This window comes from Paraburkholderia sp. CNPSo 3272 (assembly GCF_024206495.1).
In the GTDB taxonomy this organism is placed as follows: Bacteria; Pseudomonadota; Gammaproteobacteria; order Burkholderiales; family Burkholderiaceae; genus Paraburkholderia.
Genome location: NZ_JAMBPQ010000003.1, coordinates 1 through 14834 on the forward strand (window position 1 = coordinate 1; position 14834 = coordinate 14834).

The 14834-nt window shown below is 65.3% G+C and carries 15 protein-coding genes; 4 read left to right on the plus strand and 11 right to left on the minus strand.

The annotated features are described in order from the left end of the window. On the plus strand, nucleotides 1-745 hold a 745-nt coding region (locus tag M3I53_RS04390), incomplete at its 5' end, for an NRAMP family divalent metal transporter (RefSeq protein ID WP_254314741.1). Between the two features lie 71 nt (nucleotides 746-816). Here M3I53_RS04390 and M3I53_RS04395 read toward each other — a convergent pair. The 6 genes from M3I53_RS04395 to M3I53_RS04420 form a co-directional block, all read right to left on the minus strand. Then, nucleotides 817-1668, minus strand: coding sequence for a formate/nitrite transporter family protein (locus M3I53_RS04395; RefSeq protein WP_254314742.1), 852 nt, complete (start codon nucleotides 1666-1668; stop codon nucleotides 817-819). Nucleotides 1669-1776: 108 nt separating this feature from the next. Then, nucleotides 1777-2274: a GNAT family N-acetyltransferase gene (locus tag M3I53_RS04400; protein ID WP_254314743.1), complete on the minus strand. Its 498-nt coding sequence runs from the start codon at nucleotides 2272-2274 to the stop codon at nucleotides 1777-1779. 172 nt (nucleotides 2275-2446) lie between these two features. After that, nucleotides 2447-3655: a zinc-dependent alcohol dehydrogenase gene (locus M3I53_RS04405; RefSeq protein ID WP_254314744.1), complete on the minus strand. Its 1209-nt coding sequence runs from the start codon at nucleotides 3653-3655 to the stop codon at nucleotides 2447-2449. A gap of 511 nt (nucleotides 3656-4166) precedes the next feature. Then, nucleotides 4167-5078, minus strand: a complete 912-nt coding sequence (locus M3I53_RS04410; RefSeq protein WP_254314745.1) for a 4-hydroxy-tetrahydrodipicolinate synthase — start codon at nucleotides 5076-5078, stop codon at nucleotides 4167-4169. Between the two features lies 1 nt (nucleotide 5079). After that, entirely contained in the window at nucleotides 5080-5307 is a 228-nt protein-coding gene (locus tag M3I53_RS04415) for a hypothetical protein (RefSeq protein WP_254314746.1), read from the minus strand. A gap of 204 nt (nucleotides 5308-5511) precedes the next feature. Next, nucleotides 5512-5832 (minus strand): hypothetical protein, encoded by a 321-nt coding sequence (locus tag M3I53_RS04420; protein WP_254314747.1) that lies wholly within the window; start codon nucleotides 5830-5832, stop codon nucleotides 5512-5514. A 238-nt stretch (nucleotides 5833-6070) separates the two neighbouring features. Between M3I53_RS04420 and M3I53_RS04425 the strand changes: the two genes are divergently transcribed. From M3I53_RS04425 to M3I53_RS04435, 3 genes are all read left to right on the plus strand, one after another. After that, nucleotides 6071-6463 (plus strand): universal stress protein, encoded by a 393-nt coding sequence (locus M3I53_RS04425; RefSeq protein WP_254314748.1) that lies wholly within the window; start codon nucleotides 6071-6073, stop codon nucleotides 6461-6463. A 178-nt stretch (nucleotides 6464-6641) separates the two neighbouring features. Beyond that, nucleotides 6642-7925 (plus strand): diguanylate cyclase, encoded by a 1284-nt coding sequence (locus M3I53_RS04430; protein ID WP_254314749.1) that lies wholly within the window; start codon nucleotides 6642-6644, stop codon nucleotides 7923-7925. 44 nt (nucleotides 7926-7969) lie between these two features. Beyond that, on the plus strand, nucleotides 7970-8356 hold the full coding sequence (locus M3I53_RS04435; RefSeq protein WP_254314750.1) for an MAPEG family protein: 387 nt from the start codon (nucleotides 7970-7972) through the stop codon (nucleotides 8354-8356). A gap of 218 nt (nucleotides 8357-8574) precedes the next feature. Here M3I53_RS04435 and M3I53_RS04440 read toward each other — a convergent pair whose 3' ends face one another. The 5 genes from M3I53_RS04440 to M3I53_RS04460 form a co-directional block, all read right to left on the minus strand. Then, on the minus strand, nucleotides 8575-9975 hold the full coding sequence (locus M3I53_RS04440; RefSeq protein ID WP_254314751.1) for an amidase family protein: 1401 nt from the start codon (nucleotides 9973-9975) through the stop codon (nucleotides 8575-8577). Nucleotides 9976-10019: 44 nt separating this feature from the next. Continuing rightward, on the minus strand, nucleotides 10020-11210 hold the full coding sequence (locus M3I53_RS04445) for an MFS transporter (protein ID WP_254314752.1): 1191 nt from the start codon (nucleotides 11208-11210) through the stop codon (nucleotides 10020-10022). Between the two features lie 148 nt (nucleotides 11211-11358). Then, nucleotides 11359-12147 (minus strand): alpha/beta fold hydrolase, encoded by a 789-nt coding sequence (locus M3I53_RS04450; RefSeq protein WP_254314753.1) that lies wholly within the window; start codon nucleotides 12145-12147, stop codon nucleotides 11359-11361. 51 nt (nucleotides 12148-12198) lie between these two features. Beyond that, nucleotides 12199-12564, minus strand: a complete 366-nt coding sequence (locus M3I53_RS04455) for a DUF4148 domain-containing protein (RefSeq protein ID WP_254314754.1) — start codon at nucleotides 12562-12564, stop codon at nucleotides 12199-12201. 270 nt (nucleotides 12565-12834) lie between these two features. Continuing rightward, the gene (locus tag M3I53_RS04460) at nucleotides 12835-14667 is read right to left on the minus strand and encodes a cytochrome c biogenesis protein DipZ (RefSeq protein ID WP_254314755.1); all 1833 of its coding nucleotides are present in this window, start codon (nucleotides 14665-14667) and stop codon (nucleotides 12835-12837) included. Nucleotides 14668-14834 lie beyond the last annotated feature (167 nt).

Genomic DNA, 14834 nt, shown 5'->3' on the forward strand with positions numbered 1-14834 from the left:
CTCGCTGGTCTGGCCGCGGGCCCATCTCTCGGCCGAGTATCTCACCACGGTCGTCGCTGTTCTCGGCACCACGATCAGCCCTTACCTGTTCTTCTGGCAGGCTTCGCAGGAGGTCGAGGAAATGCGGGCGAAACCTGGCGAGCGGCCGCTGCGATGGATCTCGTCGTTTCGCGCGTACCGGCACATTAACCGGATCACGGCCGACACCTGGATCGGCATGGCCGTCTCCAACGGCGTGGGGTTCTTCATCATGCTGACGGCCGCCGCAACGCTTTACACCCATCACGTGAAGATCCAGACGTCCGCCGACGCGGCGAGAGCCCTCGAACCGATAGCGGGCCATCTGGCGGCATACGTCTTTGCCGCTGGCATTGTCGGCACGGGGTTGCTCGCGCTGCCCGTCCTTGCAGGCTCTGCGGCATACGGGGCTGCCGGGGCGTTCCGGTGGCGCAGCAGCCTTTCGCTGCACCTGACGCTGGCACGCGAGTTCTATGCCGTGATTGCCCTGGCCATCCTCGGCGGCACCGCCATCACGTTCTTACATCTCGATCCGGTCAAGGCGCTGTACTGGAGCGCCGTCGTCAACGGGCTGGCTGCCGTGCCCGTCATGGTCGTGGTCATGCTGATGGGCACCAACCGGCGCGTGATGGGCAAGTTCGCGATCTCGGGGCTGCTGAAAGCGGGCGGCTGGATCGCAACGGCGTTCATGGCGCTTGCGGCCGTGGGCATGTTCATTCCCGGGTAGGGGGGGATATTTTTTAGGATCGCTCAGTACCTGCAGGGTTGTACTCGATGGGGCATGCGGCTCCGGCTCCTTCACTTCTGGCGTTGAGCGCCAGCAATTTCTGGGGCGATTGCAGCGTGGTTGACGATAGCCACCATGGCGACCCCACCGATCACATTTCCGATCAGAGTGGGGAACAGAAATACAACGAAGTAGTCGCCAATATTGGCCACGCCGATCATTACCGCATAGGCGGCTTCCGCAGAACCGGCGATAACGTGAGCAAGGCCGCTCACGCCGACTGTGTATGTCACAAGCAGAATAGTGGACAAGCGCGCGGCGCGAGCACTCGGCAAAAGCCACACCATCAGCGCGATGAGCCAGCCCGCGAAAACGCCGCGCACTACCGTCACTCCGAAATCACCCGAAAATGGCGCATGCGCGACGTTGGCTAGCGCTGTACCGATCTCCGGCGAGAACACGCCCCTGAACTGCAGCATGGCCGCGAAGATCGTCGTACCCATGAGATTGAAGAAAAGCACAATGGACCATAGGCGCAACGTTCGTCCGATCGTCTTCAGATCACGACGAACAAGCACGGGAAGGACGGCCGTCAGCGTGCTTTCGGTGAATAGCTGCTGGCGCCCGAGGATCACAAACACGAAGCCCATCGAATAACCGATGCTCGATATGAGGTGGCGCCAGGTTGTCGCCGGCAACGCACTTTCGACGATGGCCTGGGCGAGAAAAGAGAAACCCATGGACATGCCAGCCGCAAGCGCCGACCACATCAACGCCGAGAATGTCCGCCCCATAGCGGTCTCGCCTTCCTCCCGAACTATTTCATGGATGACGAGAGGATGCGGGGTCGAATGCTCGGCGGCCTGTTCGCGCTGACTATCGTCGAGGTGCGGCGAGTCCGCGCCAGCTTGCAGTTCGGGCATGACCGTGCTCCTTTGAGCCGCCCTATGCCAAAAACCAGGCGAGCAGCGGGCTAGAACGGTAAGGTGATCGAGTATCGGGCCCGCGTGTCCGAATGGCGGCGAGCGCTGCTATGCGCGAGTTTTCGGTTGCGTTACCAACGGCAGCGCCTTGCCGAAACATCGGGCATCGCCCATCCTGACATACTCTCCGTATGGCTCAATGCTTCGATATCCATGGCGTTGATAGAATGCGATGGAATGGCGGTTTGCCGCCCTCGTCTGCAAAACGACGCAACGAAATCCCAATGTGACGGCAATACGCTCCAGATAACGGAGAATGGCGGATCCCGCGCCGGGCCATTCAGGACGTCGGTAGATTCGCTTCAATTCGGCCACTTCGAAAGAGAGGCGCCGGACAGCGCCACAACCTATTGCTTCTCCCTTTGCACTCCGCGCGACGACGAACGCACCGCGCGGCGTTGTCGCGTCTTCGACACGAAATCGCGTCTGCGCGCCGTCCCCGCTGTAGAGTGCGACCATGGCGCTGACTTCGTCGAGAAGAAGACTCGCATCGAATGAATGCGGGTCTTCCTGACGCACGATGGCAAGGACTGGTGACTCCTTCATTCTGGCTCTCCTCCTTGCAGCCGGGTCGGCACGTTCAACGCAATCAATTCGCCGGTTCTCAATCGTGGCTTGCGGTTTCGCATCTGCCGTGCCCAGGGTCTCGTGGGAGCGAACGGCGAACTCGGGCAGACAGGCAACCCGCCGCTCGGCAGGCCCGTTCGCGCCGCGAGCGTCACGGCTCCAGCTTGACCTTGATCCAGCCCGGTTCCCGCGCATCGAAAGCGCGATAGGCGTCGAGCACGTGGGTAAGCGGTTCTCGCTGGGTAAGCACGCCAAGCGGATCAAATCCGCGTTCACGCACCAGCTGGACGAGTTCCGGCACGATTGTCCGGTGATTGCAATTCCCAAGCTTGAGCGTGAGGTTACGGTTCATCGCCTCACCGATCGGGAAGAAGCGGTCGGTGGGCGGATACACCCCGATGACCCCTATCGTGCCCGCCTTCGCCACCGTTTTCATGGCCCATTGCAGGACCTGCGAAGGGCCGCTACCTGGCTGCCACGCGCTGCCGTTCGTATGGCCGCGTCCCCCCGTGATTTCCTGCACCTCTTCGTCGAACTGGGCGGCTGTTGCGTCGTCCTTGTCAGCGCTGGCGCCGCTCCCCCGGATAGCGTCGACGCCCACTGCGTCGATCACGCGATCGGCGCCGATGCCCGCGGTGAGTTCCGTTAGCACCTCTACAGGGTCCTCGTCCTCGAAGTTCACCGCCTCGGCACCCAGGGCACGAGCCATGTCCAGACGCGAGGCGACGCGGTCCACGGCGAAGATTCGGCCGGCACCCATGAGGCGCGCGCTAGCGATGGCGAAGAGTCCGACCGGCCCCGCGCCGAAAACGACTACCACGTTCCCCGCGCGCACTTCGGCGAGTTGCGCACCAAAATAGCCGGTCGGAAAGATGTCCGAAAGAAGGATCGCGCGGTCGTCGTCGAGTTCGTCCGGCAGCGGCACCAGGCTCGCGTTGGCGAAGGGCGTGCGCGCGTACTGAGCCTGCAGGCCGTTGAAAGGCCCTGTGCTTTCGGGGCCGCCGAAGAAAGCCGTTCCCGCCTGCGCGCCATTCGGATTGGCTTTGTCGCATTGCGCCGTATAGCCTGCGCGGCAATAGGAGCACGCGCCGCAGGAAATGGTGGATGGAATGAGCACCCGCGTGCCACGGCGCAGATTGCGTACGCCCGACCCCACTTCCTCGACGGTGCCCACGCCCTCGTGACCTAGCACGGTGCCAGGCTTCATGCCGCCTAACGTGCCGCGTACCATGTGCAGATCGGTCCCGCAGATTGCGCTCGACGTGATGCGCACGATGGCGTCCGTAGGTTGTTGAATAGACGGGTCCGGGACAGTGTCGAGCCGGATGTCACCGATGTCATGAAAAACCACCGCTTTCATTGTTTGCTCCTGTTCGTTTCAGTGGCCCGGCGCGAACATGCGCAACACGCGGTGCCATTAATGAAATGTGCCCACACTCGACGGGTAGAAAAGAGCCAGCGCTCGGCTAGTCATAGTGAAGAGCGTCGCTCCTGGTATTCACGCCTCAACCATGCGTGCACGTTGCGCTCCGTGCAGCGGCATTTGAGCGAGTTCCCGAAATGGGTGAAGCGCACCGCCCGTTCCTGTGCCCAAACACGCTGGATTAGCTGCCTCTGTGAGCGAGACTGCTGGCCAGAGACAGGAGGAAGGACGGATGGCTCTGAGGCGTGGTTGCGCGCTGCGACTGCTTCGTCGAAGTCAGGGCGACAGATAAACTACCGCAGCGAGAACATTATTTGAGCCAGTGATGGCGGTACGTAAAGCGGCCTTATCGTACGCGCGTATGAGCGTTTCCTGCCTGCGAGTGGAACAGGTATCGGGATTGCGCAATGCGCCTGCGGCCTCGCCACTAACTTTACAGTGGGATACTTCAGCGGGGCAAAGCCACTCGAGGCGCTCCTTGAGCGCTCGAAGGCGCGGCGGCGCGCAGGTCGTCGAGCACGGCGCGGGCGAATTCGAGTTGCGTGACGAGCGCGGGCGAAGCCGGCCGGATCGGCAAACGCGTTTCGTGCGACAGGGTGCCGTCGAGCGCCAGCATGGCCTTGATCGCACTTGGGTTCGGCGCGGCGAACAACAGGCGCAGCACGCCCTTGAAGCGCTCGAAAAGCCGGGCCGCCGCCTCGCCGTAGCCCGCCTTCGCGAGCGCATGCACATCGCGCAGCAGGTCCGGGCAAATGTGTGCGCTTGCGAGTATGCCGCCCGCGCCACCTGCTTCGAGACACTCCAGAAACGCTTCGTCCGTGCCGCAAAGCAGCGAGATGGGCAGTTGCCCCAGCGCCTTGAAGCGCTCACTGGCGCAAGCCTTGATCGCCACGATATTGTCGAATTCCGCCAGTTCGCGCACCGTTTCGACTTCGATCGGCACGCCCGTGCGATGCGGCACGTCGTACAGCACCAACGGCTTCGACGTCGCACGCGCGATCTGCCCGAAGTGCCATGCGAGCCCCGCCTGGTCCGGGCAAACATACGACGGCGCGGGAACGAGAAAACCCGCCACGTCCCACCTTTCCAGCGTGCGCAGATCCTGCACGAACGCACGCGTATCGCTGCCGCCCAGGCCCGCGATCACGGGCACGCGCCCCGCTGCGACCTGCGTTATGGCCTGCAGCACGGTCACGCGCTCCACGTCACTGAGGAGCGCCGCCTCGCCGGTCGTGCTGAGCGCGACGATGCCGGCAACGCCGTCACTCGCGTATTTGTCGGTCAGGAGTTCCAACGCATCGACATCCACTTCGCCATTGCGCAGCGGCGTCACGATGGGCAACCAGATTCCCTCGAACATATCAGGCCCCCTTGTTGCCGGTGCGCGCGCGCAGCGCGCCGATCGTGGCTTCCGGCACGCTGCCTATCAGCGTATGCATCGTGAAGTCGATGTCTTCGGGCGCGATATCGAGTAGCACGCGCATGGCGCCGCGCACGAAGGCCGTCTGCGCGACGTAGACGCCGAGCGGGGAATGCAGCAGCGCGGCGAGATGCGCCCGTGCGGCTTCTTCGGTATTCGCGTTCAGCATGACTTCGAGCCAGGCACGCGGAGCCCGCAACGGAACGACCTTGGCACGCGGGCGCGGAGCCGGCGCCTCGATCTCGTAACGGGGGATGGGATTTGCGCAAGCCATGAGATTTGAATTGCTACTCGCAGGTTGTGAACACAACTTCAGCGTATTCCCGAACGCGTAAAACCGGTGTTAAAAATGGCGGTGCGTCGTGTCTAAATTTCACATGCTGTGTGCGAGCTGCGGATTCAACTCGAGATGCAGCACGACGAGCCAGCGTCGCGGGCACGCGTTCGCAATTTCGAGTGGCGCTTCGTGCGCACTTCCACTGCTTCGCGCAGGTCCGATGAATCCCTGCTTCTTTGCCGCGGCCCATGCGGCGCGCGCATCGGTCACCAGCCAGTTGCTGACGAGCAGGCATGTAATGCAGCTGAAGATCACTGTCTCGAAGTCCGAAATACCCGCATCGATTTGCTGGGTAACGTAGCCGAACACGGCGGTCAGTATCTGGTCCACGGAAAACGTGAGAAGCGCGAGCTTCAACCAGCCTCTAAAACGCATCGGCATGATTAGCGGAGAAACACAGGATTGAATGGCGGCGGCAGCACATGGCAATGCCCCGGGAGGATTCGACGCGCAAGTGTAGGCGTGGCGTTCTTCTTCGCACAAGAAAAAATGCCGTAAAAAAGCGCCGCATTTACACGCTGGCAGCCAATCTTTTACGGCTTGTTTACGCGCTGTTCGCTACGATCATGCGATCCGCAATCTCTCGGGCCATTTCGTGTTGAAACTCCTCATTCCCGTCATTGACCGGCACGGCGCAGCCGAAGCCGCACGCCACAGCGCGTTTCTTTTTGCCGAACGCGGCATGGTGGAAGTCGAGATCGTGGAGACGATGCAGCAAGCCGAGGCGAGCAACGGCGCCCGCAAGCGCAGGCAACGGCACGGCCGCGACATGCTCGCCGCCACCTGCGCGATTCTCAAGGACGCAGGCGTGCCGTACCGGCTGCGGCACGCGCCTGGCCCCGCGGAACGCAGCATCGCCGCGTGCGTGGAATGCGGCGGCGCGGATATCGTTCTCGTGGACGCAAGCCATCTCGGCTTTCTGCGCAAATGGATGATGCTCGCAAGGCTCAGGCGGCTTTGCAGCGTGCCCGTGACCTTGTTGCATTGACGGCGTATCGGTCCCATCGCCTGCGCAACAACACGCTGCTTGCCGTGTGGTGGGGTCTGCCCGAGCGCGCGAACCCGCATGTTCGAAAACATCTGCAGGGCGCATTGCGCTGCCGCGCGCCACGCAATGCGGACTACTATATCGTCAGTGTATTGGGCAACCGGGCAAAGGAGGCTCGATGGCCGACTGGTCCAACATGATGCGCGATTTCGTCGACGAAATCGCTGCGAGCGTGGCCATGATCCGCCGCGACGAGCGGGGCCAGTTCGTGGTTTCGGCGTGCAACGATCATTTCATGCGCATGACGGGCGGCAGGCGTAGTGCGATCAAGTCGTTTCCGGCCCCGTTCGATTCGCTCATTCCCAACTACGCCCGAACGGAATTCCGCAAAAAGCTCACCCAGTGCTTCGAATCCGGCGTCGCCCGTGAACTCGAGCAAGCCTACGACCTGAGGGACGGAACGCACTGGTGGCGCCTGTCATTGAAGCCGATACGCCACGCCGAAAGCGGCGTCTCGGTGCTCGAAATCATGGTCACAGGCCTTGAAATCACCACGAAAATGCTGCTGACGCACGAACTGGAAGTCAGCACGTCGCGCTTTCGCTCGGTCGTGGACGCGGCGTACGACGCCATCATCACGATCGACCAGCAGCATTGCATCACGCTATTCAATCGCGCCGCCGAAAACCTGTTCGGGTACTCCGCCGAGGAAATGCTCGGCCAACCGATCACGGACCTTCTGCCCGAGCGCTACCGCGGCAATCATTCGCAATACGTCCACCAGTTCGCGCGTTCGCCCGTGCGCTCGCGGCAGATGGACGAGCGCAACCGCGTGTATGGGCTGCATCGGGATGGGTCGCTGTTGCCCGTCGAAATTGCGATTTCGAAAATCAACGTGGGCGGGCTGATCGAATTCACAGCCGTGATTCGCGATATCGCCGACCGCGTTCGATTGATGGACCTGCTCCAGAAGCAGGCCGTGACCGACGAGCTGACCGGCCTGCCGAACCGCCGCGAATTTGCCGACACCGTTGAACAGCTTCTCGAAGCGGACAAAACGCTTTCCGTCTTTATTCTCGATATCGATTACTTCAAGAAGATCAACGACAGCTACGGGCACGACATCGGCGACGAAGTCCTGCGCGTGCTGGCCAAGGTCGTAATGAACAGCGACAGACCCATTGGCGTGTTTGCCCGCTGGGGCGGCGAAGAGTTCGTCGCCGCGCTGCCTGAGTTAGATATCGACCAGGCAACGGCCGTGGCCGAGGAGCTGCGCCAGACGATCGAGCAGCAGGACTTCGAGCACACGTGGCGACTGGGCAAGCCTGTTCCGTTTACGGTGAGCATCGGCGTAACCGAGCGCCTGCCGGACGAGCATGACTTCGGCGCGATCGTCAAACGCGCGGACGTGGCGCTCTATCGGGCCAAGGACAGCGGACGCAACCGCGTCGAAGTCGGCTAACGCGCGCCGCAATTGCATCGCCTGCTTTCGCCAAGGAGCATCAAATGGACAGAATTGCGCTGGCCTGCGCGGCTGTGCTGGGTCTTTTGCTGTTTGGCCTCGGCCTGTCCATTTCCGTGCTTCGCTTTCGCGGAGGCACACTCTCGGGATGCGCGCCGGACCCAGCCAGCCTGCTGCACAAGCTCGTCCGCGCGCATGCGAACACGGCCGAATATGTTCCCTTCCTGGCCGTGCTTTTTCTCTATCTGGGCACACGCTCGCCCTCGCCGGTAACGCTGGCGCTGATCGTGGCAGCGACCGTCTGCCGGTGCCTGCTCGTCGTCGGGCTGATCGCGTTTCCTACGATGGCGAAACCCAACCCCGCCCGATTTCTCGGCGCGCTCGGCACTTACGCGGCCGGTATCGCGCTGAGTCTCGCATTGCTGCGTTGACTCGAGGATGTGAGCCCGTGCGCGGCCATGCTGCCGCTTTCGCTGTACGCGCAACGTTGTCGGCGGTGCTCGCCACGGTCCACGCGAATCGCCATGCAGCGACGCCAGCAGTTGCAACGGGCAAGCCGTTGCTTTCGATGTTTCCGCAGACCCGCGAGGGGCACGCGCTGCCCCCTCACGACACCGTGGTCAAGAAGCCCGCATAACGCCCGCCCGGCTTACATGGCCGGGTCGATCGGCGACGGCGGCGCGCCGCGTGCCTCGATGGCCTGGCCCGCCAGCAGACACAGGTCTTCGCGGAAGTGCCCGGCGACGATCTGCACCCCAACCGGCACGTCCTTCACCATGCCCGTCGAGACGACGAGCCCCGGCAGGCCCATCGCGGGCAATGCGCGCATGGTCAGCTGGGCGTCCCACACGCGCTGGAATCCCGCCGCGCCCTGCATGTCGAGGTTGTCGGGGAACGGCAGTTCGCCGGAAACCGGCAACAGCAGCACGGGATATTCCGCAAGGAACAAGCGCCATGCGCGCGTGAGCGTCGTGCGGCGCACCAGCGACGGGACCACCACGTTCTCGGGCATCGCCTCGACCTTGGCGCGCACGCCGTCCACGACCGCCTGCGCGCCCGGGTCGCCGTCACGCGCCACGGCGTCGGCGAGCGCCGGGAAGCCGTCGCCGAGCCACAGGCGTTCCTGCACTTCGCCGGCGTCACGCAGGAGCGGCACGTCATCGATCTGCTCGACCGTCCAGCCCGCGTCGGCGAGTCGGCGGCCGGCGTCGAGCAAAGCATCCTCCACCTCCTTCGTGATGCTCATGCCGCCCGGGCGCAGGCAGAGCGCCGCGCGCCGCGGCACGTCGGGCCCGATGAGCGGCGCCGGCGTCCACCAGGGGTCGCGCAGGTCGGGCGCGGCAAGCGCCGCGAGCGCCAAGCGCAGGTCCTCGACCGTGCGCGCCATCGGGCCCGCACCCGACATCATCTGCGCGCCGATCGGCCGCTCGGGCGACGACGCGTTGAACGCCGGCACCCGCCCTATACTGGGCCGCAGGCCATGCACGCCGCACGCATAGGCCGGGTAGCGCACCGAGCCGCCAATGTCGGTGCCGAGCGCGATATGCCCGATGCCGGCCGTGACCGCCGCCGCCGCGCCGCCGCTCGAGCCGCCCGGCGTGAGCGACGCATTGCGCGGGTTTTTCGTATGCCCGTGGACCTGGTTGCTCGTGAACCAGCGCAGCGCGAAGGTCGGCGAATTGGTACGGCCGAGCAGCACGGCGCCCGCGCGCACCAGGTTTTCGACAGCCGGGCTGTTCACCTGCGCGATCAGATCCTTCTGCAGACGCGTGCCGTTGGTCGTCGCGAAGCCCGCCTGGTCGATGTTGATCTTCGTGGTCACTGGCACGCCCGCGAGCGGCCCCGGGTCTTCGCCGCGCGCAATCGCCGCGTCGATCTTGTCGGCCTGCGCGAAGACCCATTCGGGCCGGTAGTCGATCACCGCGTTGATGAGCGGATTGACGGCTTCGAGACGATCGAGCGCAACCTTCGCGGCCTCGCGTGCCGACACCTCGCGCGCGCGAACCCGCTTGGCGAGCTCAGTTGCGGATAAACGCCATAGTTCTGTCACGATCCCTCCGGTTCGTTAGCAAAATGGGAATGGCCAGGGCCTGTTCAGGCGCTGGCCGATAAGGTCTCGACACGCCGCCGGTCGCGCACAACCGCCAGCGCGAGCGCCGCTAGTCCGCACGCCGCGATGAGCGCGAGCAGCGCCGCGCGGCCGCCGTGCACCAGCACCCAGCCGCCGACGGTCGGAAACCCGAACGCGCCGACGAAGTACGCCGCGACGAACCACGTGAGCGCGGCGCGGCGGTGCGCGGCGACGGTGTCGTTGACGGCCTGGAGCTGAACGATCGGGTAAGCGAGCCCGTACCCGGTGCCCAGCAGCACCGCAGCCGCCGATTGAAACAACACATGAAACGGCACGACGAACATCGCCGCGCTGCCCATCACCATCATGACGAGCAGCACTTTCGTCGCGGTTTCGGAGCGCATCTTGATGACCACGCGCGAGAGCAGCCAGCGCGTGGCGATGACCGTCACCGTGTAGACGCTGAAGAAGGTCGTCGCTTTCGCCTCGGTGCCTTGCACGAGCGACATCTGGAACGTCATGAGGCCCGAGAACACGCAGCCGCCCAGCGCGATGATGACGATGGGATACACCGCGCGCGTGCGGGCGATCACGCCCATCTTCAGGAGCCACGGGTCCGGCGAGGCCGGTTCTTGCGTCGCGGTGCTGGAGCGCACATGCGGCGCGAGCCGGCCGAACAGTTCGAGCAGGACGGCCGCCAGCACGCACAGGCCGCCGATCGTGTAGAGGACGCCGCCAAGCGGCATGCGCCAGAAGCGGATCGCAAAGCCCGCGAGCGCCGGACTGCCGCCGATGCCCGTCATCTGCATGGTGGCGAAGCGCAGGAACCAGAGGCCGCGCTCCGCGTCGTTCGTGCGCTCGGCGAGCGCCATGGGCGCGGCGAGGCAGAACGCGCCCCAGCCGAAGCCCACGAGGAAGCCGGGCACGACGTCGAAGCTGCTCACCTGCTCGACGAGCGCGAAGCTCACCACGCCCGCGCCCACGCAGAGCGCCGCGAGCGCGGCCATGCGCGCCGCGCCCACATGCTGGGCAACCCAGCCCGTGAGCGAGACGCCCACGAAGGTGCCGAGCGCGGCGCCCGCGAGCGCCACGCCGGTGTTGATGTCGTTCCCGCCGATGGCGCGCACGTGCATGGAGAACAGGAACGTCGCGCCATAGCCTGCCGATGCGAGCAGGACGCCAACGAGCATGATGAGGGCACTGAATGGGCGCACGGCGGGCCTTCCGGACGATGACGGAAGTGTGCAGATTATCAGTCCCTGTACCCAGCGTTGCATTCAGGTGCTCCTCGCGTGCGTGTCGGCGGCAGGCGAACGGCCGCGCGAGTGGAAACGCTTCCACCGCACGGCCGTCGCGGGCCGGTTACTGTTCGCCCTGCTGCGCGTGTTCCGCCGCGTCGATGATCGCGTCGGCCACGGCCTTCGGCTGGCTCAGCATCGAAACGTGGCTGCCGTTCACGCGCGTCACCTTCGCGCCGATATGCTTCGCCATCGATTCCTGCAGCGCGGGGTCGATCATGCGGTCACGCGTCGTCACGACGAAATACGAAGGCTTGTCGTGCCACGCGGCCTGCGTGACCTTCTGCGCGAGCGCGCCGCTGAACCACGGGCCCTGGGTGGCCGCCACGATGCGTTGCTGCACGGGCGGCAGGTCGGGCGCGAAGTCCTGGCGGATCGCCTTGTCGGAGAGCGTCAGGTAGCCCGCCGAGTCCTTGCGCAGTTCGCTCGCCCAGGGCGCGTCCGGCTGGCCCTGGGTGATATCGGCGATCGACTGGCCGTTGTCGGGCGCGAAGGCCGCAACGTACACGAGCGACTTCACCTTCTCGTCGTTGCCCGCTTCGCTGATCACGACGCCCGCCCACGAGTGGCCGACCAGCACGACCGGCCCCTTCTGCTGCTCGATCACGCGCTTCGTCGCGGCCGTATCGTCGGCGAGCGAGCTGAGCGGGTTCTGCACGGCCACGACGTGCAGGCCGCGCGCTTCGAGTAGCGGAATCACGCGGTTCCAGCTGGAGCCGTCGGCGAACGCGCCGTGCACCAGCACGACGTTGGTGCCTTTCAGGTCCTGCGGGGGCGCGGCGTGCGCCGCTTGCAGCGCGAAGAGGCCGCTGAGGAGCGCCACGGACGTGAATATCTGCTTGATCGAGGCCATCGTTTATCTCTCTTCTCTTGTCGGGTCGTTCGGTGGGTCGGGAAACGCGGATTACGAATGCGCGTAGATCGGGCCGAGGCCGGGGATATCGTCCTGCGCGGCGCGCGCGGCGTTCGCGGCGTTCATCGCGTGATGCGGCTTGCGCGGAGCGGACGCGTCGGACGAGCCGTCCGCCACACCGCCATACGACGGCGAAACGGCCTGCTGCGCGACCTGGGTGGCTTCCACGCGCGCCAGCGCTGCCTGGATGTTGCGCGGGTATTGGGTTTCGTCGGCGGCCGGGTTGTAGCCGGCTTTCTGCAGCTGCACGAGTTCGGCCCGCACCTGCGCACGGGTGACGGGCTCGTTCGACTGAGCGAACGAAAGAACGGGGGCGGCGGCGAGAGCGGCGAGAGCGAGGAGCTTGAGGGCTTTCATGAGGTTCTCCAAAGAGGAAGGGTAGACAGCGATCGGGTTCAATCCGTTTTCGGTTCAGCACGAGGGGTGTATCGAGCTGGCGTAGGTGTATTTGAACGTCCCGATGTATCTGCCGTGTTTCCGTTTGGGGCGCGGTTTGCATATGAACGTGTCCGAATTGCCCGCAGATACATTGCGCTACAAAAAGCCCGCCGCGATGCAAGGCACGGGCCGCAACGCAAACGCCGCCGGCCCGCGAGGGCACGGCGGCGCGGCGTGGCGTGGCGCTTATCAGCCGAACGTGAAGCTGTAGACGTGCGCGCCCGGGTCGAGAAAGCGGATCTCGAAGGTGTGATCTCCAATGCGGCCGGACTGCCGCACGAGCTGATACAGGCGCGCGCTGGTGGCGACGCCGCTGCCGTCCGCTGCGACGTCGGCGCCATGCGCGGCTCCCGGCGGCGCGCCGTCGATGCTGATGCGAAAGCGCACGGGCTTGCCGTCGGCGGCGGGGGCGAGTACCAGATGCAGGTCGCGCGCATGGAAGCGATAGGCGATGCTCGCCTGCGGCGCGCCCGCCACGGCGGACTCGGCGCCCACGTTCCACTGGCCGCCGAACGCCCACTGGTTCAGGCCGAGCTGCCCCGGCAACGTGTACGCGGCGGCCGTATCGGCCTGCACACGCGCCGGGTTCGCATTGCCCTGCGCCTCGCGATACCCCACATACGTTTCGCCCGAGCCGATGTCGCGTTGATCCGCGGGAGCCAGCGCGCCGCTCGCCTGCGGTGCTTTCGGCGTGGCCGCGGGCGTGGCGCGGCCATTGTCGGCCAGCAGTTGCTGGATCGCCTGCTCGGCCTGTGCGTAATCGCCTTCGCCGAAGTGGTGATAGCGCACGCGCCCCTCGGCATCGACCAGATAAAACGCCGGCCAGTACTGGTTGCCGAAGGCGTTCCAGATGCGGTAGTCGCTGTCCACGGCGACGGGATAGCGAATGCCCAGGTTCGCCAGCGCACGCTTGACGTTGCCCGTGTCGTGCTCGAAGCCGAACTCCGGGGTGTGCACGCCGATCACGACGAGGCCGTCGTTACCGTAGCGGTCGGCCCACGTCTTCAGGTACGGCAGGGTTCGCAAGCAGTTGATGCACGAATAGGTCCAGAAGTTGACTAGCACGACCTTGCCGCGCAGCGCGTCGGGCGTGAGCGGCGCGGAGTTGAGCCACGCCGTCGCGCCGTCGAGCGCCGGCAGGCGGCCTTCCACGGGAAGATCGACGGCGGCCGCGGGGGCTGGCAGCGACACGCGCTCGATGTGAGCCGCTGGCTCGTCTTGTACCGCTGGGCGAGCCTGGGCTTCCTGCTCCTCATGACGCGCTGGCTCCGCGCTCGGCGTTTGCCGTGCGGCAGCGGGGCTCGCAAGCAGGTCGACGAGGCGCGCCTCCACGCCGTTGGTCGGAGCGCCCGGCACCAGCGCAAGCAGGCGCGTATCCACACCCAGCGCGATCGCGCCGACCGTGAGCAGCACGAGCGCCCCCATCGCGCGCCGCACATGCTCGCCCACGCCGAGCGAGCGCTTGAGCGCAGCCATCGCACGATGGCCGAGGCCCGCCACCACTGCGAGCGAACTGGCGGCGCCCACGGCATAGGCCGCGAGCGCGGCCCAGGTCAGCCAGGTCACGCCGTGGCGGGCCGCGCCGGTGATGATGAGACCGAGGATCGGTCCGGCGCACGGCGCCCAGAGCAAGCCCGTGGCGGCGCCGAGCAGCACGGCGGAGCCGATGCGGCGCGACGCGCCGTCGTCCTGCGAGCGCGCCATGAAGCGGTCGGCAAGCCCCGTGAGCGGGCCGGACAGGCGCGTGGCGAGCGCGGGAAAGAGCAGCGCCGCGCCGAACAGCGCGAAGAGTCCCAGCGCGATCCAGCGGCCGTACTCGCTCAGTTGCGCCGCGCCGTTCAGGCCGGCCGCGCCGAGCCCCGTGAGCAGCGCGAACGTGAGCGCGAGGCCGAGCAGCATGGGCAGCCGGCCTGTGAGAAATGGCTCTTCGGAACGTGCGAACACGAACGGCACGACCGGCAGGATGCAGGGGCTCAGGACGGTGAACGCACCGCCCACGAATGCGATGACGATGAGTAACATGAGTTCGGTCTCCAGACGAATGTCGGCGGACTTGCCATGGGCCGTATTTCAGCGCGGGCATGTATCCGGGGAATGTCTGGAAGGCGTGCGTCGTGCATCGGCATGTATCGCGAAAGCGGCTGGATACAGAGGGATACAAACACGCGAAGGGCGTGCAGCGGTGCACG